Origin of the sequence: Streptomyces sp. T028 (assembly GCF_048159505.1) — a bacterium.
GTDB lineage: Bacteria > Actinomycetota > Actinomycetes > Streptomycetales > Streptomycetaceae > Streptomyces.
The window spans coordinates 166,720-190,972 of sequence record NZ_JBLRVZ010000005.1 but is presented as its reverse complement, the minus strand read 5'-3'; the positions used below and the strand labels follow the sequence as shown (position 1 = coordinate 190,972).

Here is a 24,253-nt window from a genome sequence, read left to right as displayed (position 1 = left end):
CATGCGGAACTGACGTGCGAAGAACCCGACTGGGCGGCATCGTAAGCGTGTGACGATCAGGGGTGGAACAGCGGTCGCGAACGCGACGATTCGGGCGGTGAACGCGCTTGCCGCGCGCTGGGCCGGGGAGATCCGCGGGAACGGGAACTCGGTCTTCTCGGCGGCGGGGGTCTGGCCGCTGCTGGCCTTTCTCGCGGACGGCGCCGAGGGGACCGCGCGGGAGGAGCTCGCGGGTGCCCTCGGGGTACCGGCCGGGCAGGCGGCGGGCGCCGCACGGGAGTTGCTCGCCGGGATGGACTCGATGCGGGGGCTGGACTCGGCCCTGGGGGTGTGGACCCGGCGGACCCTGGAGCTGCGGGAGGCCTGGGAGGCGGGGCTGCCGGCCGGGGCGCACGGGGCGCTCACCGGGGACGCGGAGGCCGACGGGGCGGCACTGGACGCCTGGGCGGCGAAACGGACCGGCGGGCTGGTGGAGCGGATGCCCGTCGCGGTGACGGACCGGACCGAACTGGTGCTGGCGAGCGCGCTGGCGTTGCGGACCCGGTGGCTGCGGCCCTTCCAGGAGGGCGTCCTGGAGAGCCTCCACTGGCCCGAGGGCAACGTGCTGAGCCTGTGGCGGGTGAGCGCCGCCGTGGACCGGATCGGGGTGGCGGACACGCCCCACGGTCATGTCACCGAGCTGAAGGTCCTCGGCGACAACGCCCTCGACGTCCATCTGCTGCTCGGCGAGGAGCACATGACGCCCAGCCAGGTGCTGGGCGCGGGCGTGGACCTGCTCGCCCGCCGGCACCCGGTCGTGCCCGGGCCGCGGCTTCCGCTCGGCGAGGTCGGACCCGGGCTCAGCGTCGAGAGGCGGCGCTCCGCGACGCCCCAGCCGCCGACGCTGCAGGTGACGACACCGGCGTTCCGCGTCACCGCCCATCACGATCTGCTGGAACGGCACGAGCTGTTCGGACTCACCACCGCCCGCGACACCCTGCACGGTCACTTCCCCGGCATCAGCGGCACCCTGCCGCTGGCGATCGGGTCGGGCGGGCAGTCGGCGGTGGCGAGGTTCGGCGCGACGGGGTTCGAGGCGGGCGTGGTGACGGCGTTCGCCGCGGTCGGCTGCGGTGTGCCTCGTACGCGGTGGCTGGTCACCACCCTCAGGGCCCGCTTCGACCGCCCCTTCGGCTTCCTCGCCCTGCACCGCCACTCACGGCTGGTGCTCGCGGCGGGCTGGGTCGCGGACCCCGAACGGCTCCCGGAGGACGCCGAGGACGCCGAGGACGCCGAGCGCTTCTGACGCGGGCGATACCGCTGGTCAACGGAGCGGCCGCCGCACCTGTCAGTCGCCGGAAGTGCCGGTCAGCGCGTCGATCAGCTGCCGGGCGCGGGTCTCCTCGCTCAGGAGGGCCTCGACCAGGGGACCGGTGCCCGGATCGGCCGTAGGCACCAGGTTCAGGCCCGCGGCCTCGTCGACGTACTCCTCGACCGGCCGGGCGTCGGCCGCCAGGGCGACGCGATCACCGGCGGTCAGCACACGGTGGACCGAGGCGTAGTCGATGCCCAGGCGGGCCAGCCGCTCACCGCCCGCGTACCGGGTGTCCTGATCGGGGGCGCCCTCCCCCAACAGGTGCGGGTACCGGAGCGCGACCTCGTGGGTGGCCAGGATCGCGAGCAGTACATGCTCGGTGCCCACCACGCCGCGGCCGAGACGACGTGCCTGCTCGTGGGTCTCGAGCCTGACCCAACCGGCAGGCAGCGCCGCCCAGTTGACGCCACTGGATCTGACCAGCCAGCGCATCCAGAAGGGCATCCGACGATAGTGGCTGCGGCCGAGGAGAACGTCGCGGGTGGCGTGCAGCAGAGGATTGAGGCCATCCTCCTGACTGCCGGAGCCACCGTCGAGGCGGGCGTGTACGGCCTGCGGTGAGATACCGCACGCGCCCAGCAGCTCCACGGCGCGGTTGTCCTCCTCCAGCAGTCCCCTCAGCAGATGCTCGGCGCCGAACTTCGCCGCGTCCTCCCGCCGCGCGTGCCCCATCGCGGCGGTCAGCGCTCGTGCCGCAGCGCCCGTGAAGTGGGTGCGCCGATCACCGTCGTCCCCCAGGACGTCCTTCGAGGCGACGCTTCCCTCCGCGTCGTCGCCGGCGCTCCACGCGTCGTTCCTGTCCATCCTGTCCCGCAACACCGCCAGCACCGCGGTCTTGGTCACCCCTTCGTCCAGGAGTGCCTCGCGCGCCGGCCCCTTGGCCGTGGTGACGGCGGCCAGCAGATGCTCGGTGCCGATGGGCCCCTCGGCGCCCGACTGCGCGCCCCGAGCGGCCCCCAGGATTCCCACCATGTTCCAGTCGGGCGACTTGATCGCTTCCATACGGCCTTTCCTCTTCCGGCTGCTCCTGCGTAGCAGCCTCCCCGACCGGCGTGGGAGGCGGCGTCGCTCCGGAGAAGGATCTGCCCCTGCACCCTGGGGTACACGTCGCCGGAGTGGACCGGGCCTGCAGGGGCGTGGAAAGACCAATCGCGTCAACGCACAGCGGTGCGGCGATCACACGTTGAAGCGGAACTCCACCACGTCGCCGTCCTGCATGACGTACTCCTTGCCCTCCATGCGGGCCTTGCCCTTGGCGCGGGCCTCGGCGACCGAGCCGGTTTCCACCAGGTCGGCGAAGGAGATGACCTCGGCCTTGATGAAGCCCTTCTGGAAGTCGGTGTGGATGACACCGGCGGCCTCGGGGGCGGTGTCGCCCTTCTTGATCGTCCAGGCGCGGGCTTCCTTGGGGCCGGCCGTCAGGTAGGTCTGCAGGCCGAGGGTGGCGAAGCCGACGCGGGCGAGGGTCGCGAGGCCGGGCTCCTCGGCGCCGACCGACTCCAGCAGCTCCATGGCGTCCGCCTCGTCCAGCTCGGCGAGGTCCGCCTCCAGCTTGGCGTTGAGGAAGATCGCCTCGGCCGGGGCGACGAGGGCGCGCTGCTCGTCCTTGAACGCGTCGTCGGTCAGCTCGTCCTCGTCGACGTTGAAGACGTAGAGGAAGGGCTTGGTGGTGAGCAGGTGCAGGTCGTGGAGGAGTTCGGCGCGCTCGCCGCCCTGGACGACGCCCTGCCCGAACAGCGTGTCACCCCTCTCCAGGATCTCCTTGGCCTCCTCGACGGCCTTGACCTTCGGGGCGACGTCCTTCTTGATCCGCGACTCCTTCTGGAGCCGGGGCAGGACCTTCTCGATGGTCTGGAGGTCGGCCAGGATCAGCTCGGTGTTGATCGTCTCGATGTCGTCCTTGGGCGAGACCTTGCCGTCGACGTGGACGACGTTCTCGTCCTTGAAGGCGCGGATGACCTGGCAGATCGCGTCGGACTCACGGATGTTCGCGAGGAACTTGTTGCCGAGACCCTCGCCCTCGGATGCGCCGCGCACGATGCCCGCGATGTCGACGAAGTCGACCGTCGCCGGGAGGATGCGCTGGGAGCCGAAGATCTCCGCCAGCTTGGTCAGGCGGGCGTCGGGGACGCCGACGACGCCGACGTTCGGCTCGATCGTGGCGAACGGGTAGTTGGCCGCCAGCACGTCGTTCTTGGTCAGGGCGTTGAACAGGGTCGACTTGCCGACATTCGGCAGACCGACGATTCCGATCGTGAGCGACACGTTGCGACTTCCCGTAGTCAGAGGGCCAGGGGGCCGGTTCCCGTAGTGAGAGGGCCGGGGCGGGCCGGGGGGCCGACCGATCCACCAGTTTACGGCGTGCGGGACGCCGGGCCGGCGGACCTGTCGAACGCATGGCCAAGGCCCGCCCCTCGGCGTGTCCGACACCCGATTCGGCACATAAACCGACCTAAGTTGGTGCGGTGGAGCAGCAACACAGGACGCGACCCCCGCAGAGCGCGACGCGCCGCGACCCGCCTTCGCCACCGCCCCTGCCACCCCAGACAGCCCGGGAAGCAGCACGCGGGGCGGGCCTTGGGGCCTCGCGAGCGGTGCCCGTCGTGGCTCAGCGTCGTGAGGGGCGGGATCCCGCCCTCGGGCCGCGCCTCTCCCCCGAACGGCGCGCCTTCCACGACCGGCAGGCCTCCCACGACCGGCAGGCCTGCTCCGACCGGCGGTCCTGCCCCGACCGGCGGGTCTCCGCCGGCCGTCAGCCTTCCCCCGGTCCGCGTGCGCGGTCTCGTCCTTCCTCCGGTCGGCGGCCGCCCTCCGGTGGCCTGCCCTCTGCCCGCTCAGGCGGGGCGTCGGTGCCGTCCGGGGCGGGCGGGCGGCGGTGGCCGAATCCTCGGCTCACCGGGCTGGGGAGCGGGCTGTTCGGCGGGGCGGTGATGTGCGCACTCGGAGGCGTGGACGAACTGCTGTTCGGAAGCTCGCTGACGGTGTACGGCGTGCTGTTCCTGCCCGTGTGCCTGCTGACCGCGCTCTGGGTGCGCCCCGGCGATCTGCTGTCGGCCCCCGTCGTCGTGCCGATCGCCTTCGCGCTGGGGCTGCTCCCCGTCGCCGGGGGCGGGGACGGGCTGGGGGCACGGCTGATGGGGCTGGTCACGGCACTGGCCACCCAGGCCGGCTGGCTCTACGCCGGGACGCTCGTCGCGGCTGTGACCGTGCTCGTGCGAGGCGTACGCAGGGCGGCTGCCCGCCGCCGAGCCGTGAGCCGGGGCCCGCGCCCCTCCGGCCGGGTTTCCTGAACCGGCGAACCGGCGACGGGACTCAGCCGGCCCGCCCGGTCTCCCTCGCCCTCATCGCCGCCCCCACGATCCCCGCGTTGTTCTGCAGCTGGGCCGGGACGATCTCTGCCTTGATGCCCTCGATGTAGGGGAGGAACTTCTCCGACTTGCGGCTGACGCCGCCGCCGATGATGAAGAGCTCGGGCGAGAACAGCATCTCTACGTGCGCGAGGTACTTGGTGACCCGGCGGGCCCAGTGTTCCCAGGTCAGCTCGTGGTCTTCCTTCGCCTTGCTGGAGGCCCGCTTCTCCGCGTCGTGCCCGTTCAGCTCGAGGTGGCCCAGCTCGGAGTTGGGGACGAGAACGCCGTCGGCGAAGACCGCGCTGCCGATGCCAGTGCCGAAGGTCAGCAGGATGACCGTGCCCTTGCGGTCGCGCCCGGCGCCGAAGGCCATCTCGGCGACGCCCGCCGCGTCCGCGTCGTTGACGACGGTCACCGGGTGACCGCCCAGCCGCTCGCTGAACAACGCGCGCGCGTCGGTGTCGATCCAGGCATTGTCGACGTTGGCCGCCGTACGGATGTGGGAGCCGCCGGTGACCACACCGGGGAAGGTGAGGCCGACCGGTCCCGTCCAGCCGAAGTGCTCCACGACTTCCTTGACGCCGTCGGCCACCGCATCGGGCGTCGCCGGTTGCGGGGTGAGCACTTTCAGGCGCTCCTGAGCCAGGTCGCCCTTGTCCAGGTCCACAGGGGCGCCCTTGATCCCGGATCCACCGATGTCCACGCCGAAGATCTGCATGGCCCTACGTTACGACGGACGACTGACAGTCACTCACCCGAGTCGGCCGCGGAGCCCTCGGCTCCGCTGCCGCCGCGCGCCGCCACCAGGGCCGCCGCCTCCTCGCGCAGGTCCCGGCGGAGCTCCTTGGGCAGCGAGAAGGTGATGTGCTCGTCGGCGGCCTTGACCAGCTCGACGTCCTCGTAGCCACGCTCGGCGAGCCAGGCGAGGACCTCCTCGACGAGAACCTCGGGGACGGAGGCCCCGGAGGTGACGCCGACCGTGCTCACGCCCTCCAGCCAGGCCTCGTCGATCTCGCTCGCGAAGTCCACCAGGTACGACTCACGCGCACCGGCGAGCTTCGCGACCTCGACGAGCCGCTTGGAGTTGGAGGAGTTGCGCGAACCGACCACGACGACCAGCTCGGCCTCGGCGCCCATCTGCTTCACCGCGAGCTGACGGTTCTGCGTGGCGTAGCAGATGTCGTCACTCGGCGGGGAGATCAGCTGCGGGAACTTCTCCTTCAGGGCGTCGACCGTCTCCATCGTCTCGTCGACCGACAGGGTGGTCTGGGACAGCCAGACGACCTTGGAGGGGGCGCGGACCTCGACCTTGGCGACGTCGCCCGGGCCGTCGACGAGCTGGATGTGGTCGGGAGCCTCACCGGAGGTGCCGATGACCTCCTCGTGGCCCTCGTGCCCGATCAGGAGGATGTCGTAGTCCTCCCCCGCGAACCGGACCGCTTCCTTGTGGACCTTCGTGACCAGGGGGCAGGTCGCGTCGATCGTGGCGAGCTGCCCGCGCTCGGCCTCCTCGTGCACCACCGGCGCGACTCCGTGCGCCGAGAACATCACGATGTTGCCCGGCGGGACCTCCTCGGTCCGCTCGACGAAGACGGCGCCCTTCTTCTCCAGGGTCTGCACGACGTACTTGTTGTGGACGATCTCGTGCCGGACGTAGACCGGGGCCCCGTACTGCTCCAGGGCCTTCTCGACGGCGATCACGGCGCGGTCCACACCCGCGCAGTAGCCCCGGGGAGCGGCGAGCAGGACACGGCGGCGGGCTGGCGAAGCAGTCATGTGTCCCATCGTAAGGCCGCTCGTGAGGCCGCCCGTGAGGCTGCCTGCCGTACCGCCCCGCGCCCGCCGGAAACGCTCGGCTGCGTTGTCGGTCCCGGCCGATACTCTCGGTCGCATGGCTGTGAACACGTCCGCGGACGCCCCGCTGCCCGTCGGCGAGGTGTCGCGGCTCATCGGAGGGTGGATCGACCGGCTCGGCGCGGTGTGGGTCGAGGGGCAGATCACCCAGTTGTCGCGGCGTCCGGGTGCGGGCGTCGTCTTTCTGACGCTGCGGGATCCGTCGTACGACATCTCGGTGGGCGTGACCTGCTACCGGCAGGTGTTCGACACCGTCGCGGACGTCGTCGGGGAGGGCGCCCGGGTCGTCGTCCACGCGAAGCCGGAGTGGTACGCGCCGCGGGGGCAGCTGTCGCTGCGGGCCGTCGAGATACGGCCCGTGGGTGTCGGGGAGCTGCTGGCGCGGCTGGAGCAGTTGAAGAAGTCGCTGGCGGCGGAGGGGCTGTTCGCGGCCGAGCGGAAGAAGCCGCTGCCGTTTCTGCCGCAGCTGATCGGGCTGGTGTGCGGGCGGGCCTCGGCGGCCGAGCGGGACGTGCTGGAGAACGCCCGGCACCGGTGGCCGGCGGTCCGCTTCGAGGTGCGCAATGTCGCCGTGCAGGGGGTGCACGCGGTGGCGCAGGTCGTCCAGGCAGTGAAGGAGCTGGACGCGATCGAGGACGTCGACGTGATCATCGTCGCCCGTGGGGGCGGCAGCGTGGAGGACCTGCTGCCGTTCTCCGACGAGCAGCTGGTGCGGGCGGTCGCGGCCTGTCGTACGCCCGTGGTCTCGGCCATCGGGCACGAGCCCGACAATCCGCTGCTCGACCATGTCGCCGACCTCCGCGCCTCCACCCCCACCGACGCCGCCAAGAAGGTCGTACCGGACGTCGGCGAGGAGCTGGAGCGGGTGCGGATGCTGCGTGGGCGGGCGCGGCGGTGCGTGGAGGGGTTCGTGGAGCGGGAGGAGCGCGGGCTCGCGCACGCGCTCGCGCGGCCCGTGCTGCAGGATCCGCACCGGATGATCGACGAGCGCGCCGATCACGTCACCGCGCTGACCGACCGTTCCCGGCGCGTCCTCGGGCATCTTCTGGACCGCGCGGACTCGGAGCTGACGCACACCCACGCGCGCGTGGTGGCGCTGTCGCCGGCCGCGACGCTGAAGCGGGGGTACGCGGTGCTCCAGCGGGCCGACGGGCACGTGGTCCGGGGTCCGGGCGAGGTGACGGCGGACGAGGCTCTCCGCGCGCGGGTCGCCGAGGGCGAGTTCACGGTTCGTGTCGACAAGAAGGAAAGGCCGCATGACGAGCAAGGCTGAGGAAGCCCTCGGGTACGAGCAGGCCCGGGACGAGTTGATCGAGGTCGTACGACGTCTGGAGGCGGGGGGTACGACGCTGGAGGAGTCGCTCGCCCTGTGGGAGCGCGGGGAGGAGCTGGCCAAGGTGTGCCGGCGCTGGCTGGAGGGCGCGCGGGCACGGCTGGACGCGGCGCTGGCCGAGGAGGAGGAAGCGGACGGCGAGTGAGCGCGGCGGCGGGGTGCCGCTGTGAGCCGGGTCACCCGCGCCCGCCTTTTGTTGAAACTTGAACCTCTCCTCGCGTACGGTCGTCGATGTCAGCCGATCCGGACCACGGTCCGGAACGGAGTCAGGCGCCCCACCCCGAGGAAGTTCAGGCATGTCTCTCGTTCTTGACCCCGCCGCCCAGGACCTGCTGTTCCGCGATGCCCACACCGCGAACACCTTCACGGACGAGCCGGTGACCGACGAGCAGGTCCAGGCGATCTACGACCTGGTCAAGTTCGGCCCGACCGCCTTCAACCAGACCCCCCTGCGCATCACCCTGGTCCGCTCGGCCGAGGCCCGCGAGCGGCTGGTCCAGCACATGGCCGACGGCAACAAGGCCAAGACCTCCACCGCCCCGCTGGTCGCGATCCTCTCCGCGGACAACGAGTTCCACGAGGAGCTGCCGACCCTGTTCCCGGCCTTCCCGCAGGCCAAGGACCTGTTCTTCGCCGAGCGCGCGGCCCGCGAGGGTGCCGCCGGGATGAACGCCGCCCTGCAGGCCGCCTACTTCATCATCGGTGTCCGCGCCGCCGGTCTGGCCGCCGGCCCGATGACCGGCCTGGACTTCGAGGGCGTCCGCAAGGAGTTCCTCGACGACGACCACACCCCGTTGATGGTGATCAACATCGGCAAGCCCGGCCCGGACGCCTCCTTCCCGCGTTCCCCGCGCCTCGCCTACGACCAGGTCGTCACCACCGTCTGAGCGGGTCGAGACACGCGAGAGGCCCCCAACCGGACGGTCGGGGGCCTCTTCGTGCGTCAGCAGGGGCTCATGCCGTCTTCAGCGCCTTCGCCATCTCCGTCAGACGGTCGAACGACGCCGTGCCCGCGACGACCGTCGTCGAGCCGTCGGTTCCCTGCAGGACGAGCGCGTCGTAGCGGCCGCCGGTGTAGCGGGTCCAGGTACGGCCGGCGATGTCCTGCGTGACCTTGGTCGCCCGCCCGCCCTGGCTCGCCTCCTCGATGAACTCCGCGCGCTTCCGGGTCGACTGCTCGATGGCGACGTACTCCCCGTCGGGAGCGTGGAAGCCGAGATGCCAGGCGTCGGACTCGGCACCCCGGAAGCGCACGGAGGTGGCCTTCCAGCTGTCGGGCAGGCCCTCGGGCGCGGCCACCGGGTACGACGCCGCACGTCGCGCCGTGAGCAGCTCGACGCGGTAGTCGACCCGCTTGACGTCGGGAGCGGTCTCGTCGTGCGGGACGAAGAGGTAGATCACATACGCCGCGATGACGATGACACCCAGGGAGAGAATCATGTCCCGGGCCGTTTTCTGCTTGCCGTTCGAACCTGCCACGCGCCCTATCGTCGCAGGTGCCCGATCCGCTCATCCGTGGGGTCCCCTGCTCATTTTGTCGGACTGGCGATAGAGTCGAGGATCGAACCCTCATCCGGCCGTCGTCGTATCAGAAAGGTGCGCTCCGATGACCGAGAATCATCATCTGCCGTCCGAGCTCGATGTCCCTTCCGAGGCCCCCGACCGCAACCTCGCCCTGGAACTGGTCCGTGTGACCGAGGCCGCCGCGATGGCCGCGGGCCGCTGGGTGGGGCGCGGTGACAAGAACGGCGCCGACGGTGCCGCGGTGCGCGCGATGCGGACCCTCGTCTCGACCGTCTCGATGAACGGCGTCGTCGTCATCGGCGAGGGCGAGAAGGACGAGGCGCCGATGCTGTTCAACGGTGAGCGGGTCGGCGACGGGACCGGGCCGGAGGTGGACATCGCCGTCGACCCGATCGACGGGACGACGCTGACGGCCAAGGGCATGCCCAACGCGATCGCCGTCCTCGCGGCGACCGAGCGGGGCGCGATGTTCGACCCGTCCGCCGTGTTCTACATGGACAAGCTGGTCACCGGCCCGGAGGCCGCCGAGTTCGTCGACATCAACGCGCCCGTCGAGGTCAACATCCGCCGGGTCGCCAAGGCCAAGCGGGCCACCCCGGAGGACGTCACCGTCGTCATCCTGGACCGGCCGCGGCACGAGGGCATCATCAAGGAGATCCGGGACACCGGGGCGCGCATCAAGCTGATCTCCGACGGTGATGTGGCCGGCTCGATCCTGGCGCTGCGCGAGGGCACCGGTATCGACCTGCTGCTCGGCATCGGCGGTACGCCGGAGGGGATCATCTCGGCCTGTGCCGTGAAGTGCCTGGGCGGCACCATCCAGGGCAAGCTGTGGCCCAAGGACGACGAGGAGCGGCAGCGGGCGGTCGACGCGGGGCACGATCTCGACCGGGTGCTGACGACCGAGGACCTGGTCAAGGGCGAGAACGTGTTCTTCGTCGCGACCGGGATCACCGACGGGGAGTTGCTGCGGGGGGTGCGGTATCGGTCGGAGACCGCGACGACCGACTCGATCGTGATGCGGTCACGGTCGGGGACGGTTCGGCGGATCGACTCCGAGCATCGGCTCAGCAAGCTTCGCGCTTACTCCGCGATTGATTTCGATCGGGCGAAGTAGCCGGGGGCTTGTGGTGCGCTGACGGGTGCGGGTGCGTTGTGGCTGGTCGCTCCCCCACTCTCGGCTTCGCTCGAGCGGGGGGACCCCCATCGCGGCGAAGCCGCAGATCGATACAGCCCCGCGCCCCTGAACTGGCGCACCTCCCCGCATGCCGAAAAGTGGGCGCCCCCCGGTGCGGAGGGGGGCGCCCACTTTTGCATGTGGCCGTCAGCCCGCCTGCGCTATGCGGTCCGTCGCCCGGGCTGCCTTCTTCAGTTCCATGTCGCGGCGGCGGCGTCGGGCCAGGACGACTCGGCGTTCGGCGGCGGTGAGGCCGCCCCAGACGCCGTAGGGCTCGGGCTGGAGCAGGGCGTGCTCGCGGCACTCCACCATGACGGGACAGCGGGCGCAGACCCGCTTCGCGGCCTCTTCGCGGGAGAGGCGGGCGGCGGTGGGTTCCTTGGAGGGGGCGAAGAACAGGCCTGCCTCGTCACGGCGGCACACCGCCTCGGTGTGCCAGGGAGCGTCTTGGTCGCGCGCTGGCACCCGCTGGGCCGGAACAGCGGCGACCTGCAGGGACGAATGCGGCGGTTGCAGCACGGGTCTACTCCTGACGACGGCTTCGCGAGCGAGAGACGATGCAGCAAGGCCTACCCGCTGTGCGCGCGCCTATGCACTCGGTCCCGAACCGCTGGGTTCCGGGGAGTCGTGCGCGGTCCCGTGGGGTGTGAGGGTCCCTGGGGGCGCGGCGCGATTCACGACCGTCAACGGTCCAGGTGTTTGCGCAAACCCTTGTCGACCTTGCGCTGCACGCGATCGAGAATGTCCGCGACGAGCCTGCCGCGCTTCGGCCGGCCCTCGATGCTGCCGAGCACCGCCCAGCCGTCGACATAGACCACAGGGGCGTCGGGCTCGGGCGAGTCGAGGGCGTCCACCTCGAAGTTGCCGAGGACGCCGCCGCCGGTGCCGCGCAGCGACACGTTCTCCGGGACGCGGACCTCGACGTTGCCGAAGACGGCCCAGGCCTTGATCATGACCTGCTGGTACTCGAAGAGCGCCTCGCTGAGGTCGATCTCGACGCTGCCGAAGATCGCGTACGCGTGGATACGGCGGCCCGCGCGCCAGCGGCCCCGGCGGCTGGCGCTGCTGAAGACCGCGACCACGTTGTCGTCGGGGTCGGCGGGGATGGCTCCGGCGGCGGGGTGGCTCGGGGCTCCGCCGGGTGCCGTACGGCGGGCGTGGGCGGCGGGCAGGTCCCGTATGAAGACCTCCAGTTCGCCGACGGTCTTGGCGGCCAGTACGCCTTCCACGCGCTCGGCGTGCTCGTCGGCGGTGAGCCGGCCCTCGGCGAGGGCCTCGCGGAGGATGTCGGCGACACGGTCGCGGTCGGCGTCCGACGCTCGCAGCTGGGCGGGCGGGGGCGGTGTGGGGGCGGCAGCGGTCTGCTTCTGAAGGTCCACGGGACCAGCGTACCCAAACACGATAGATCGCGATACCCCCACTCCAACTGAGCCTTACCTCACAAGCTCCGTGTCAGAGGCAGGTTCTACGCTGGTGAGGCCCGCCGGTGTCGGCGGGCCGCCGTCTGCAGAGTGAGGAATGGGCTGCGATGCCTGAGTTCGCGTACACCGATCTGCTCCCCATGGGAGAGGACACCACCCCGTACCGGCTGGTGACCTCCGAGGGTGTCTCCACCTTCGAGGCCGACGGGCGGACGTTCCTCAAGGTGGAGCCGGAGGCGCTGCGCAAGCTCGCCGCGGAGGCCGTCCACGACATCCAGCACTATCTGCGGCCGGCCCACCTCGCGCAGCTGCGGCGGATCATCGACGACCCGGAGGCCTCCAGCAACGACAAGTTCGTCGCGCTGGACCTGCTGAAGAACGCGAACATCGCGGCGGCGGGCGTGCTGCCGATGTGCCAGGACACCGGCACGGCGATCGTCATGGGCAAGCGCGGACAGAACGTGCTGACCGAGGGCGGCGACGAGGAGGCCCTGAGCCGGGGCATCTACGACGCGTACCTCAACCTCAACCTGCGGTACTCGCAGATGGCTCCGCTCACCATGTGGGAGGAGAAGAACACCGGCTCCAACCTCCCGGCCCAGATCGAGCTGTACGCCACCGACGGCGGCGCGTACAAGTTCCTGTTCATGGCGAAGGGTGGCGGCAGCGCCAACAAGAGCTTCCTCTACCAGGAGACGAAGGCCGTCCTAAACGAGGCCTCCATGATGAGGTTCCTGGAGGAGAAGATCCGTTCACTGGGTACGGCCGCGTGCCCGCCGTACCACCTGGCGATCGTCGTCGGCGGTACGTCCGCCGAGTACGCGCTGAAGACCGCGAAGTACGCCTCCGCGCACTACCTGGACGAGATCCCGGCCGAGGGCTCGCCGCTCGGGCACGGCTTCCGGGACAAGGAGCTGGAGGAGAAGGTCTTCGAGCTGACGCAGAAGATCGGCATCGGCGCGCAGTTCGGCGGCAAGTACTTCTGCCACGACGTGCGGGTGGTGCGGCTGCCGCGGCACGGCGCGTCCTGCCCGGTCGCCATCGCCGTGTCCTGCTCCGCCGACCGCCAGGCCGTCGCGAAGATCACGGCGGAGGGCGTCTTCCTGGAGCAGCTGGAGACCGACCCGGCGCGGTTCCTGCCGGACACGACGGACGAGCACCTCGACTCCTCCGACGAGGACGTGGTCCGCATCGACCTCAACCAGCCGATGGACGACATCCTCGCCGAGCTGACCAAGTACCCGGTCAAGACCCGCCTCTCCCTCTCCGGGCCGCTGGTCGTCGCCCGCGACATCGCGCACGCCAAGATCAAGGAGCGGCTGGACGCGGGTGAGGAGATGCCGCAGTACCTGAAGGACCACCCGGTGTACTACGCGGGCCCGGCCAAGACCCCCGAGGGCTACGCGTCCGGCTCCTTCGGCCCGACGACCGCCGGCCGGATGGACTCCTACGTGGAGCAGTTCCAGGCGGCGGGCGGCTCCAAGGTGATGCTGGCCAAGGGCAACCGGTCGCAGCAGGTCACCGACGCGTGCGGGAGCCACGGCGGCTTCTACCTCGGGTCCATCGGCGGGCCCGCCGCGCGGCTCGCCCAGGACTGCATCAAGAAGGTCGAGGTCGTCGAGTACGAGGAGCTCGGTATGGAGGCCGTCTGGAAGATCGAGGTCGAGGACTTCCCGGCGTTCATCGTCGTCGACGACAAGGGCAACGACTTCTTCAAGGATCCGGCTCCGGCGCCGACGTTCACGACCATTCCGGTACGGGGGCCCGGGCTGGCGTAGTGCCTCTGGCGCGGCGGGGGATGGATTTCGCCCCCCGCCGCCCCTACCCGTCCCGTCCCCAGGGGCTGCCGCCCCTTCGACCCCGCCCAGGGGGCTCCGCCCCCTGACCCCCCGTACGGCCCGAAGGGCCTCGTCCTCAAACGCCTGACACTGAATGGTGCCGCCGGACGAACAAGTCCTCGATCCCCGTGCGGGGGCCCGGACTCGGCTGAGCCGGCAGAGACACCCCAGAGAGCCCCTGGCCGACGCCAGGGGCTCTCCCCGTCCCACAGGGTCGGGTGTGGAAATACCACGGTGGTTGTACAACCCGGCGGCTACCGCGCGCGGTGGAGCGGGAGTTCCAACCCTTGTGGGACGCGTCAGCCGTGGCATCGCTCCTACTGTCTGGGCACAGCGAGCGGCACGGCCCGTCGAGCGGAGCCGGGCTCGCAGACCAGGACGCACAGTCATCCACACGATCGAAATGGGACACCTGTGAGTACACGTGTGAAGAGAGCCCGGCTGGCCGCGGGCGTTGTCGGCACGCTGACCGCCGCCACACTCGCGCTGAGCACCTCGCCGGCCGCGGCAAGCGGCACCTACAGCGGGCGCGCGTATGTCTACGGCGCGGGCACCTGGACCGACGACTGGGTGGACGAGGGCATCCTGTCGACCAGCACGAACACGTCGTCCAACGCCACCTGCCTGTGGCAGAAGATCCTCTGGGCGGATGGCGCCATCGAAACGGACGGCACGAAGTTCGACGCCGGGGACATCGACGGCCACTTCGGATCGAACACCAAGGCCGCGACCGCGAGCTGGCAGAACACCACGGGCCTGACCGCTGACGGAGTGGTCGGCAAGGAAACCTTCGGAGCCGCGATCCGCGTGTCTTCCGGCTCCTACGGGCTGTTCGACCTGACCGCCGACGGTGCCGTGGACACCTACATCGGCTTCGACCACACGATCAGCGTCACCCGCGACAGTGACGGCCGGTACCACTTCTACGACGGCAGCGGCGACGCGCGGATCGCCGGCTACGACTACCTGAGCTGCACCTGACACCACCTCGATGCGCCCAGGATGCCCCGTTCATCGTGGGCGCACCGTTCGTCGGGGGCACACGACCGCGACCTGTGCCGAGGTTGCGAGGAAGAAGAGCAGGGTGAGGCCACCGACGACGGGAGCGGCGGAGATGAGCATCCACCACTCCACCGACCGCGGTAGCCGCGCCGATCCGCAACTTCCGTGGTACCGCGGAAGGTTGACGCCGCCGCACCCGCGCCGGCGTTACCCTGCGGCGATGCGCATGCGTACATCCCGCCCGCTCGCCGTCGACACGGTGATCGTCTTCGTCATGGTCTGGGTGGCCGTCCGGCTGGGACAGGAATCGGCGGCGCACGGCTGGCCGGAACCTGACGCGCGCGCCTATGTGCTGCTTGCCCTGGCGCATCTGCCTGTCGTTCTGCGGCGCAGGGCACCGCTCGTGGTGTTCGCGGCCGTGCAATGCGCAAGCATCGCCTACATCGGCCTGGGGTACTGGCCGGTGGTGTCCGCGTTCGGCTCGCTGCTCGCGCTGCACACGGTGGCGTCGACGCACTCGACGCGGACCGCCCTCTGCTGCGCGGCCGTGATGACCGCCAAGTGGGTGTACGCCGCAGCGATCAGCGACAGCCTGTCCACGGTGCTGGTCGTCGGCCAGGCCCTGCTGTTCAGCTTGGTGCTGGTGTGGTCCGGTACTCTGGCCCGCCGCTCCCGCGAACTCGCTCAGCGGCTCCGCGCGGAGCAGGCCGAGCGGACCCGCCGTGAGGTCACCGAGGAACGCGGGCGCATAGCACGGGAGCTGCATGACGTCGTCGCCCACCACATGGCGGTGATCTCCGTGCAAGCAGGCCTGGCCCGGTTCGTCCTCGACTCCGATGCCGCCACGGCCCGGAACGCGCTCACCACCATCGAGGACACCAGCGGCGAAGCCCTGGAGGAGCTGCGGCGGATGTTGAAGGTATTGCGGGAACACGATCTGGGCGGTGAGGAGTCAGCCGCGCCCATGCCCACCCTCGCCCGCCTCGACGATCTGGTCGAGCGGGTCAGGGCCGGCGGCGTCCCCGTCGAGCTGAGTGTCCAGGGCACCGCGCGCCGCCTCACCCCGGGCGTGGAGCTGTGCGCGTACCGCGTCGTCCAGGAGGCACTGACCAACGTCCTCAAGCACACCAACCACGCGGGCGCACAGGTGCGGCTCGACTACCGGCAGCGTGAACTGACCGTCAGTGTCACCGACAACGGAGCTGAGGTGATGCCGGCCGAACTCCCGACAGGCGGTGGACACGGCTTGATCGGCATGCGGGAGCGGGCCAGGCTCTACGGCGGGACGATCAGCGTCGGCCCACGCCCCGAGGGGGGTTTCGCGGTCCGCCTGAGCCTGCCGACCGCGGCGACCGGCGCACAGCGGGGAGGCGAGCAAACGAAATGACCAGAGTGCTCGTGGTCGACGATCAGTTCCTCATCCGCGCCGGGCTCGTCGGCCTGCTCAACGCCGCGCCCGGCTTCGAGGCCGTGGGCGAGGCGGCAGACGGCGAGGAGGCGGTGCGGCTGGCCGCCACGACTCGGCCCGACGTGATCCTGATGGACATCAGCATGCCCGGCATGAACGGCATCCAGGCCACACAGCGCATCCTCGCCGAGGCGGCCGACCCCGCACCCCGGGTACTGGTCCTTACCACCTTCGACCTCGACGAGTACGTGTACGGGGCACTGCGCGCTGGAGCTTCCGGCTTCCTGCTCAAGGACTCAGGGCCCGAACGGCTGCTGGCGGCGGTCGCCGCGGTCGGCGCCGGCGACGCGCTGTTCGCACCCACCGTGACCCGCCGACTGGTCGAGGCGTTCGCCCGCCAGAACCACGAAGCGGATGGTGCCAACCCCCCGCCGGACCTCGAAACCCTGACGACCCGCGAGGTCGAGGTCCTCAAGCTCGTCGCGCGTGGCCTGTCCAACCCGGAGATCGCCGACCGTCTCTGCATCAGCGAAGCGACGGTCAAGACCCACCTCAACCGCATCATGGCCAAGCTGAACCTGGACAGCCGCGCCCAGACAGTCGTGGTGGCCTATGAGACAGGGCTGGTGACACCGGGAGGGTAGGAGAGGCACGCGGCAGGTCACCTCCATGGGAACAGCGGGCGCGTCCGCGATGCTGTCCTGTGTGGAGGTGATCGTCGATGGCCGACGAGCAGGACAAGGGCGGGTACCGGATCGAGCACGACTCCATGGGTGAGGTGCGGGTGCCGGCGGACGCCAAGTGGCGGGCGCAGACGCAGCGGGCCGTGGAGAACTTTCCCGTGTCCGGGCAGCGGATCGAGCGGGCGCACATCGAGGCGCTGGCGCGGATCAAGGGTGCCGCCGCGAAGGTGAACGCCGAGCTCGGGGTGCTCGACAAGGAGGTGGCCGCGGCGATCCAGGACGCGGCCGCGGAGGTCGCCGAGGGGAAGTGGGACGCGCACTTCCCGGTGGACGTGTTCCAGACCGGGTCCGGGACCTCGTCCAACATGAACACCAACGAGGTCCTCGCCACGCTCGCGAGTGAGCGGCTCGGCCGGGCCGTCCACCCCAATGATCATGTCAACGCGTCGCAGTCGTCCAACGACGTCTTCCCCTCCTCCATCCACATCGCCGCCACCGCCGCCGTCACCCGGGATCTGATCCCGGCCCTTGAGCACCTCGCCGACGCCCTCACCCGCAAGGCCGAGGAGTTCGCCGACGTCGTGAAGTCGGGGCGGACCCATCTCATGGACGCCACGCCCGTGACGCTGGGACAGGAGTTCGGCGGGTACGCCGCGCAGGTGCGGTACGGCGTGGAACGGCTCACCGCCTCCCTGCCGCGGCTCGCCGAGCTGCCCCTCGGCGGGACCGCCGTCGGGACCGGGATCAACACCCCGCCCGGGTTCTCCGCCGCCGTCATCGCGGAGGTCGCCCGCGTCACCGGGCTGCCGCTGACCGAGGCGCGGGACCACTTCGAGGCGCAGGGTGCCCGGGACGGGATCGTGGAGACCAGCGGGCAGCTGCGGACCATCGCGGTCTCGTTGACGAAGATCGCCAATGATCTGCGGTGGATGGCCTCGGGACCGAGGACCGGGCTCGCCGAGATCTCGCTGCCCGACCTCCAGCCCGGGTCCTCGATCATGCCCGGAAAGGTGAATCCGGTCATCCCGGAGGCCGTGCTGATGGTCGCCGCGCAGGTCATGGGCAACGACGCCACCGTCGCCGCCGCCGGAGCGGCTGGCAACTTCGAACTCAACGTCATGCTCCCGGTCATCGCCAAGAACGTGCTGGAGTCGGTCCGGCTGCTGGCGAATGTCTCGAGGCTGCTCGCCGACCGGACCGTGGACGGGATCGTGGCACACCGGGAGCGGGCCAGGGAGTACGCCGAGTCCTCCCCCTCCGTCGTCACCCCGCTCAACAAGTACATCGGCTACGAGGAGGCCGCCAAGGTCGCCAAGAGGGCGCTGGCGCAGCGCAAGACGATCCGCCAGGTCGTCCTCGAAAGCGGGTATGTGGAGGGCGGCAGGCTGACGGTCGAACAACTCGACGAAGCCCTGGATGTCCTGCGGATGACGCGCCCGTAACCTTTCCCGACGGCGCGCAGAACCGTGACGCGCGCCGCAGCGTCGTATGCCCATGGCACCTAATATCTGTGCATGGCAGACGGTGGAGCGGTGAGACGCATGGGAACTGGCGGTACGGCGGCCCACTGGGCGCCCGGGGACCGGATCCTGTGGCGCTACCGGGAGAACGGCGGCCCGGGCTTCCACATCGCCCGCCCGGTCACCGTGGTCCGCGACGACGAGGAGCTGCTCGCGGTCTGGCTGGCGCCCGGCACCCAGGTCGTCAAGCCCGTGCTCGCGGACGGCACCCCGCTGCACCAGGAGCCGCTGCCGACGCGCTACACCAAGCCGCGGACCGTCCAGCTCGACCGCTGGTTCGGCACCGGCGTGCTGAAGCTGGCCCGGCCCGGCGCCCCCTGGTCGGTGTGGCTGTTCTGGGAGCCGGGCTGGCAGTTCAAGAACTGGTACGTCAACCTGGAGCAGCCGCTTGCCCGTTGGGACGGCGGAGTGGACTCCGAGGATCACTTTCTGGACATCTGCGTGTATCCGGACCGCAGTTGGGGCTGGCGCGACGAGGACGAGTTCGCGCAGGCCCAGCAGGACGGACTGATGGACGCCGCCGTCGCCGAGCGGGTGCGGGAGGCGGGCCGGTCGGCGGTGGAGGCGATCGGCGCCTGGGAGGCTCCGTTCAACAAGGGCTGGCAGCACTGGCGCCCGGATCCCTCCTGGGCCGTACCGTTGCTTCCGGAGGACTGGGACCGCGTCCCGGCGCACATGTCCACATGAGACCCTTGATGCGCCCCCGGGCAGGAAACGTAGGATCGTCCTCCGCAAGACCATCGAACAGCAACTCCCGGGGCCGACACCGGGTCTGACCGAACGTCACCGAGGGGCGGCAGGACGTGAGCGAGGGGTACGAGGGCAACACCGGCGGGGCCGAAGGGACATCCGGCGCCCGCTGTCAGGGCCGCGCCCGGTCCTCCGGTGGCACAGGAACAGCCTCTGACCACGTGGGAATTCCGTTCCGGGGACAGATATTCCGGGTATCGGGTTTTCTGCGGGACCAACTGTGTGCGCGCCGCGCAGCCCCGGACGGACGGATTCGACACGCGTGACGGAGCAGCCCACCAGCTACGAACGCCCCCAGGGCGGCGACCCCGCGGAAGCCCGCGGGGCGCTCCTGCACACCCAGGCCCCGGACGCCTCGGACGCCTTACCTCCCGCCGCCTCCCAGGGCCGCGCGGAGGACGGCCCTGGCACCACCGCGTCGTGTGCCACCAGCGGGAAGGGCAGCAAGGGAAACAAGAGTGCCCAGGGAACGGATCCGGCCGGTTCACAGGCCGAGCACTCACAGCCGGCGGCCGGAGCCGAACCCGACAGCCACCGGCCACGTCCGGCGCCCGAGTCCATCCCGGCCCAGCCGGGCGGTGACACGCGCTCCGAGCGTCGTACGGGGCAAGGGGTGACGCCCGGGCGGCCCATACCGATGCGCAGGGACGGGGACCGGCTGCGTTTCGTGGGCGCCGCGACCCGGCGGATCGCCCGCGGCCTGGACCTCGACGAGATCGTGATGGGGCTGTGCCGGGCCACCGTGCCGACCTTCTCCGACGCGATACTCGTCTATCTGCGCGACCCGCTGCCGGTCGGTGACGAGCGGCCGGTGGCCGACCGCGTCATGCTGCGGCTGCGGCGCACCGACCGCATCCCGGAGGAACGCGACACCGAGACCGGCTTCGCCGCGCTCGCGCTGCCGCCGCCCGAGCCCTCCGAGCTGAGCGCCGAGTTGTCCTCCGCGATCGCCGAACTGTGCGAGGTGCGGCCCGGCGGGGCGCTCGCGGAGGTGCTGCGCGGGGTGCGCCCGGTGTTCGCCGACAGCCCGGCCGCCCGTGCCGCGCTGCCCGAACTCCTGGGCGAGGACAGCACCCTGGTCGTCCCGGGCGGCCAGCGGGCCATCCTGGCGCCGCTGCGGGGCCGTCGCCGGGTGATCGGCGCGGCGGTCTTCCTGCGCCGCCCGGAGCGCTTCCCGTTCGAGAACGACGACCTGCTGGTGGCGGCCCAGCTCGCCACACACAGCGCGCTCGGCATCGACAAGGCCGTGCTGTACGACCGTGAGGCGTACATCGCCGACGAACTGCAGCGCACCATGCTGCCGGAGCACCTCCCCCGGCCGACGGGCGTACGGCTCGCGTCCCGCTACCTCCCGGCGGCCGAGACCGCGCGGGTCGGCGGCGACTGGTACGACGCGATCCCGCTGCCCGGCAGCCGGGTGGCACTGGTCGTGGGCGATGTCATGGGGCACTCGATGACATCGGCCGCGATCATGGGCCAGCTGCGGACGACCGCCCAGACCCTCGCCGGGCTCGACCTGCCGCCGCAGGAGGTGCTGCACCACCTCGACGAGCAGGCCCAGCGGCTCGGCTCCGACCGCATGGCGACCTGTCTCTACGCCGTCTACGACCCCGTATCGCACCGCATCACGATCGCCAACGCCGGCCATCCCCCGCCGGTCCTGCTGCATCTGGGCGGCCGGGCCGAGGTGCTGCGGGTGCCGCCGGGGGCCCCGATCGGCGTGGGCGGGGTCGACTTCGAGGCCGTGGAGCTGGACGCGCCGGCCGGCGCGACACTGCTGCTGTACACCGACGGCCTGGTGGAGTCCCGGCTCCGCGACGTGGCGACCGGGATAGAGCAGCTGCGGGAGAAGCTGGCCGCGACCGCTCAGCTCACGGGGCCCGACCATCCGCCGCCGCTGGAGGCGCTCTGCGACGAGGTGCTCGACATGCTCGGGCCGGGCGACCGGGACGACGACATCGCGCTGCTCGCCGCCCGCTTCGACGGGATCGCGCCGAGCGATGTGGCGTACTGGTTCCTGGAGCCGGAGGACGCGGCACCCGGCCGTGCCCGGCGGCTGGCCCGGCGGGCGTTGTCCCGGTGGGGGATGGAGGATCTGACCGACTCCGTCGAACTGCTGGTGAGTGAGGTCGTCACCAACGCGGTGCGGTATGCCTCCCGGCCGGTCACATTGCGGCTCCTGCGCACCGACGTCCTGCGCTGTGAGGTGGGGGACGACGTGCCGCAGCTGCCGCGGTTGCGGCAGGCTCGGGCCACCGATGAGGGTGGGCGGGGGCTGTATCTGGTCAATCGGCTGGCACGGCGGTGGGGGGCTACGCGGCTCAGTACCGGCAAGGTTGTGTGGTTTGAGTTGAATCGGTCGTAGTTCGAGTGACGGCCAGTAAGCGCAAAGAGGGGGTGCCCGGTAGTCACCGGGCACCCCCTCTTTGCGCGCTTACTGGCCGTCGCCGCTCAATGGGTCCGTCGGGTTCGTCGGGTCCACTGTCGGGTCCTCGGTGCTCGGTGCGGTGGTCGTGTCGCCCGTCGGCGGATTCGTCGTAGGCGGATTCGTCGTGGGCGGATTCGTCGTGGGCGGGTTCGTCGTGGGCGCGTTGGTCGGGGTGTTGTTCGCCGTGGGGGTGTCGGAGGGGGTCGGGCTCGACGAGGGGGAGTTGGTCGGGGACGGGGACGACGTCTGGACCGCCGCGCCCTGGTCGGTCTCCAGGTCGAACTTGGTGACCTTGGTGGAGACGCCGAACATGTACGCCGCCCAGATCTGCGCGGGGAAGCCACCACCGTTGATTCGGCCCGCGACCGTGGTCAGGCCCGTCGTCGCGCCGGTCAGGGTGACCTGGGGATGCGGGGCCTTGGCGGACTCACCGAAAAGGCCGACCGAGGTGACCAGGTCCGGGGTGTAGCCGGTGAACCAGGCCGACTTGTTGTTGTCGGAGGTACCCGTCTTGCCCGCCACCTTCTGCCCCTTGCGCAGCGGGTTGTCCCGCACCGACTTCTTGGCCGTACCGTCGTCGACCACGCCGGTGAGGACCGAGGTGACCGAGTCGGCGGCCTCCCGGCTGATGACCTGGTCGCCGATGGGGTCGGTGTGCTTGAAGGACGGGTAGGCGCTGTTCTTCGCCGACGCGATGATCGCCGGCGTGACCTTCTTGCCGTGGTTGTCGAGGGTGGCGTAGACGCCGGCCATCTGCAGGGGGCTCGCGCCCATGGTGCCGAGGGTCTGGGCCGGCACCGCCTTGAGGTCCTCGGTGTCCATGCCGAGGTCGTCCGCGACCTTCAGCACGTTGTCCATGCCGACGTCGACACCCATCTGCGCGAAGACGGAGTTGATGGACTTGTTCAGCGCCGTCTGGACGGTGACGTCGCCGTAGTCCTGGTCGTCCTCGTTCTCCGGCGCGAAGCCGATGTCGCTGCCGACGACCGGGCGCTTGCTGGTGCCGTCGTAGATCGTGTCGGCGGTGATCTCGTCGCCGTCCTGCGTCTTGGCCTGCTCGTCGAAGGCCGCGGCGAGTATCACCGGCTTGAAGGTGGAGGCGGGCTGGTAGTCGGTGCGGGTGGCGTTGTTGATGTAGTGGTCGGTGTAGCCCTTGCCGCCGTACATCGCCACGACGGCGCCCGTCTTGCGGTCCACCGAGACCGCGCCGGCCTGGACGTCACCGTCGACCTTGCGCTTCTTCGCGTCGAGCTTGCTGGTCAGCTGTTCCTTGACCGCCTTCTCCAGCGCCTTCTGCTTCTTCTTGTCGATGTTGAGCTGGATGTTCCAGCCGCCCTTCTTCACCAGGGCGGCGGCCGACTCGAAGTCGTCGGCGACGCCGGTGGCGACGAGCTGCTTGGCGAGTTCGACGTTGGCCGCGTACACCATGTAGCCGACCTGGCCCTCCTGGCCCGGTGCGGCCTTCGGCTCCTTGGGCTCCGGGAACGTCATCTCCTCGCGCTCGGTCTTGTCGAGCCAGTTCTGCTCGACCATGTTGTCGAGGACGTAGTTCCAGCGGGCCTTGACCAGTCGCTTGCCGGTGTCGGAGGCGACGGCCCAGTCGTACTGGCTGGGGGCCTGGAGCAGCGCGGCGAGGTAGGCGCCCTGCTCGACGGTGAGCTTGTCGGCGTCGACGCGGTAGTAGCACTGGGCGGCGGCCTGGATGCCGTAGCAACCGCGGCCGTAGTAGCTGGTGTTGATGTAGCCGGCCAGGATGTAGTCCTTGGACTTCTCCCGGTCCAGCTTGAGCGAGATGACCAGTTCCTTCAGCTTGCGCGAGACGGTCTGTTCCTGGCTCAGGTAGTAGTTCTTGACGTACTGCTGGGTGATCGTCGAACCGCCCTGCGCGCCCTTGCCCATGAGGGTGTTGAGAACGCCTCGGGTGGTGCCCTTCAGGTCCACGCCGGCGTCCGTGTAGAAGGACTTGTTCTCGGCGGCGACGAAGGTGCGCTGGACTTTCTTGGGGACCACGGCGAGATCGACGAGCTCACGGTTGACGTCGCCGTCGCGGGTCATGATCGAGCCGTCTTCGTATTCGTAGACGTTGCTCTGGAGCTCGGCGTCGGGGTTGCCCTCGGGTATCGGGGTGCTGACGTAGAGCCAGACGAGGGCGCCGACCACGGCCGTCGTCATGATCAGGAACGCGCCGAGGATCTTCTTCCAGGTGAAGATCCGGCGTATGAGGCTCTTCTCCTTCTTACCGCCCTTGCCGCCGCCCTTGACGCCCCGGCCGCCCTTCCTGCCGGCCGCGGCCCTGCGCGCGGCCGCACGGCCGCCGGGTGCGGGACCGCCCGCGGTGTCGGCCGTCCCCGGCGCCTCGGGGGCCTCCACGGCCGAGCGCGACTCGCTGCGCGGCGGCGGGGCCTCTCTCCTCGGCGAGCGGTTCTTGGGCGCCGCGCGACGGCCACCGCTCTGCCGCGCTCGTCTCTCGTCCGCTCGTCCCATGAGTCCGCTCGCTCCGCTTCGTACTCGGCAGTCACACCAGTGCCAGGAGGCAGGTCAGCTCAGAAAGCTAACACCGTCGGCTGTGACGAAGAGGTCTCGGTCCGGTGTTCGGAGGGGGTGAGAATCA

The 24,253-nt window shown here is 70.5% G+C and carries 21 protein-coding genes; 13 read left to right on the top strand and 8 right to left on the bottom strand.

Going from position 1 to position 24,253, the window contains the following annotated elements:
* Positions 1 to 97 precede the first annotated feature (97 nt).
* On the top strand, positions 98 to 1,285 hold the full coding sequence (locus tag ACLZN2_RS05330; RefSeq protein ID WP_416977182.1) for a serpin family protein: 1,188 nt from the start codon (positions 98 to 100) through the stop codon (positions 1,283 to 1,285).
* Positions 1,286 to 1,327: 42 nt separating this feature from the next.
* Here ACLZN2_RS05330 and ACLZN2_RS05325 read toward each other — a convergent pair whose 3' ends face one another.
* Both ACLZN2_RS05325 and ychF read right to left on the bottom strand, forming a co-directional pair.
* Entirely contained in the window at positions 1,328 to 2,356 is a 1,029-nt protein-coding gene (locus ACLZN2_RS05325; protein ID WP_416977181.1) for a Clp protease N-terminal domain-containing protein, read from the bottom strand.
* Between the two features lie 174 nt (positions 2,357 to 2,530).
* Positions 2,531 to 3,619, bottom strand: coding sequence for a redox-regulated ATPase YchF (gene ychF / locus ACLZN2_RS05320; protein WP_416977180.1), 1,089 nt, complete (start codon positions 3,617 to 3,619; stop codon positions 2,531 to 2,533).
* A gap of 665 nt (positions 3,620 to 4,284) precedes the next feature.
* Here ychF and ACLZN2_RS05315 point away from each other — a divergent pair.
* On the top strand, positions 4,285 to 4,644 hold the full coding sequence (locus ACLZN2_RS05315; protein WP_416977179.1) for a DUF6542 domain-containing protein: 360 nt from the start codon (positions 4,285 to 4,287) through the stop codon (positions 4,642 to 4,644).
* A gap of 22 nt (positions 4,645 to 4,666) precedes the next feature.
* Here the strand turns inward: ACLZN2_RS05315 and ppgK are convergent, their stop codons facing one another.
* Together ppgK and ACLZN2_RS05305 are read right to left on the bottom strand one after the other, a co-directional pair.
* Positions 4,667 to 5,422, bottom strand: a complete 756-nt coding sequence (ppgK, locus tag ACLZN2_RS05310; protein ID WP_416977178.1) for a polyphosphate--glucose phosphotransferase — start codon at positions 5,420 to 5,422, stop codon at positions 4,667 to 4,669.
* A gap of 29 nt (positions 5,423 to 5,451) precedes the next feature.
* Positions 5,452 to 6,489 carry a 4-hydroxy-3-methylbut-2-enyl diphosphate reductase gene (locus ACLZN2_RS05305; RefSeq protein ID WP_416977177.1) on the bottom strand — a complete coding sequence of 346 codons (1,038 nt, stop codon included), beginning with the start codon at positions 6,487 to 6,489 and terminating at the stop codon, positions 5,452 to 5,454.
* Between the two features lie 106 nt (positions 6,490 to 6,595).
* On the opposite strand from ACLZN2_RS05305, the gene xseA reads away from it, so the two are divergent.
* From xseA to ACLZN2_RS05290, 3 genes are all read left to right on the top strand, one after another.
* Positions 6,596 to 7,831, top strand: a complete 1,236-nt coding sequence (gene xseA, locus ACLZN2_RS05300; protein WP_416977176.1) for an exodeoxyribonuclease VII large subunit — start codon at positions 6,596 to 6,598, stop codon at positions 7,829 to 7,831.
* A complete protein-coding gene (locus ACLZN2_RS05295; RefSeq protein ID WP_416977175.1) occupies positions 7,815 to 8,036 on the top strand; it encodes an exodeoxyribonuclease VII small subunit in 222 nt (73 codons plus the stop codon). Before xseA ends, ACLZN2_RS05295 begins: the two co-directional genes overlap by 17 nt.
* Before the next feature lie 151 nt (positions 8,037 to 8,187).
* Positions 8,188 to 8,778 (top strand): malonic semialdehyde reductase, encoded by a 591-nt coding sequence (locus tag ACLZN2_RS05290; RefSeq protein ID WP_416977174.1) that lies wholly within the window; start codon positions 8,188 to 8,190, stop codon positions 8,776 to 8,778.
* A gap of 67 nt (positions 8,779 to 8,845) precedes the next feature.
* Here the strand turns inward: ACLZN2_RS05290 and ACLZN2_RS05285 are convergent, their stop codons facing one another.
* Positions 8,846 to 9,370 (bottom strand): DUF4245 domain-containing protein, encoded by a 525-nt coding sequence (locus tag ACLZN2_RS05285; protein WP_416977173.1) that lies wholly within the window; start codon positions 9,368 to 9,370, stop codon positions 8,846 to 8,848.
* 127 nt (positions 9,371 to 9,497) lie between these two features.
* Here ACLZN2_RS05285 and glpX point away from each other — a divergent pair, with 127 nt between their 5' ends.
* The gene (gene glpX / locus ACLZN2_RS05280) at positions 9,498 to 10,532 is read left to right on the top strand and encodes a class II fructose-bisphosphatase (RefSeq protein ID WP_416977172.1); all 1,035 of its coding nucleotides are present in this window, start codon (positions 9,498 to 9,500) and stop codon (positions 10,530 to 10,532) included.
* 207 nt (positions 10,533 to 10,739) lie between these two features.
* Here the strand turns inward: glpX and ACLZN2_RS05275 are convergent, their stop codons facing one another.
* Together ACLZN2_RS05275 and ACLZN2_RS05270 are read right to left on the bottom strand one after the other, a co-directional pair.
* Positions 10,740 to 11,111, bottom strand: coding sequence for a WhiB family transcriptional regulator (locus tag ACLZN2_RS05275; protein WP_416977171.1), 372 nt, complete (start codon positions 11,109 to 11,111; stop codon positions 10,740 to 10,742).
* 164 nt (positions 11,112 to 11,275) lie between these two features.
* Entirely contained in the window at positions 11,276 to 11,971 is a 696-nt protein-coding gene (locus tag ACLZN2_RS05270; RefSeq protein ID WP_416977170.1) for a DUF1707 SHOCT-like domain-containing protein, read from the bottom strand.
* Between the two features lie 149 nt (positions 11,972 to 12,120).
* Here ACLZN2_RS05270 and ACLZN2_RS05265 point away from each other — a divergent pair, with 149 nt between their 5' ends.
* The 7 genes from ACLZN2_RS05265 to ACLZN2_RS05235 all read left to right on the top strand — a co-directional run bounded on the left by ACLZN2_RS05265 (position 12,121) and on the right by ACLZN2_RS05235 (position 21,579).
* Positions 12,121 to 13,791, top strand: a complete 1,671-nt coding sequence (locus tag ACLZN2_RS05265; RefSeq protein WP_416977169.1) for a fumarate hydratase — start codon at positions 12,121 to 12,123, stop codon at positions 13,789 to 13,791.
* Positions 13,792 to 14,265: 474 nt separating this feature from the next.
* Positions 14,266 to 14,832, top strand: coding sequence for a peptidoglycan-binding domain-containing protein (locus tag ACLZN2_RS05260; RefSeq protein WP_416977168.1), 567 nt, complete (start codon positions 14,266 to 14,268; stop codon positions 14,830 to 14,832).
* 241 nt (positions 14,833 to 15,073) lie between these two features.
* Positions 15,074 to 16,240, top strand: a complete 1,167-nt coding sequence (locus tag ACLZN2_RS05255) for a sensor histidine kinase (protein ID WP_416977167.1) — start codon at positions 15,074 to 15,076, stop codon at positions 16,238 to 16,240.
* Complete coding sequence (locus tag ACLZN2_RS05250) at positions 16,237 to 16,905, top strand: response regulator (RefSeq protein WP_416977166.1); 669 nt, start codon at positions 16,237 to 16,239, stop codon at positions 16,903 to 16,905. Before ACLZN2_RS05255 ends, ACLZN2_RS05250 begins: the two co-directional genes overlap by 4 nt.
* A 77-nt stretch (positions 16,906 to 16,982) precedes the next feature.
* A complete protein-coding gene (locus ACLZN2_RS05245; protein ID WP_416977165.1) occupies positions 16,983 to 18,386 on the top strand; it encodes a class II fumarate hydratase in 1,404 nt (467 codons plus the stop codon).
* A 72-nt stretch (positions 18,387 to 18,458) separates the two neighbouring features.
* Entirely contained in the window at positions 18,459 to 19,151 is a 693-nt protein-coding gene (locus ACLZN2_RS05240; protein ID WP_416977164.1) for a DUF402 domain-containing protein, read from the top strand.
* Between the two features lie 325 nt (positions 19,152 to 19,476).
* A complete protein-coding gene (locus tag ACLZN2_RS05235; RefSeq protein WP_416977163.1) occupies positions 19,477 to 21,579 on the top strand; it encodes a SpoIIE family protein phosphatase in 2,103 nt (700 codons plus the stop codon).
* Positions 21,580 to 21,648: 69 nt separating this feature from the next.
* Here ACLZN2_RS05235 and ACLZN2_RS05230 read toward each other — a convergent pair whose 3' ends face one another.
* Entirely contained in the window at positions 21,649 to 24,126 is a 2,478-nt protein-coding gene (locus ACLZN2_RS05230; RefSeq protein ID WP_416977162.1) for a transglycosylase domain-containing protein, read from the bottom strand.
* Positions 24,127 to 24,253: the final 127 nt, after the last annotated feature.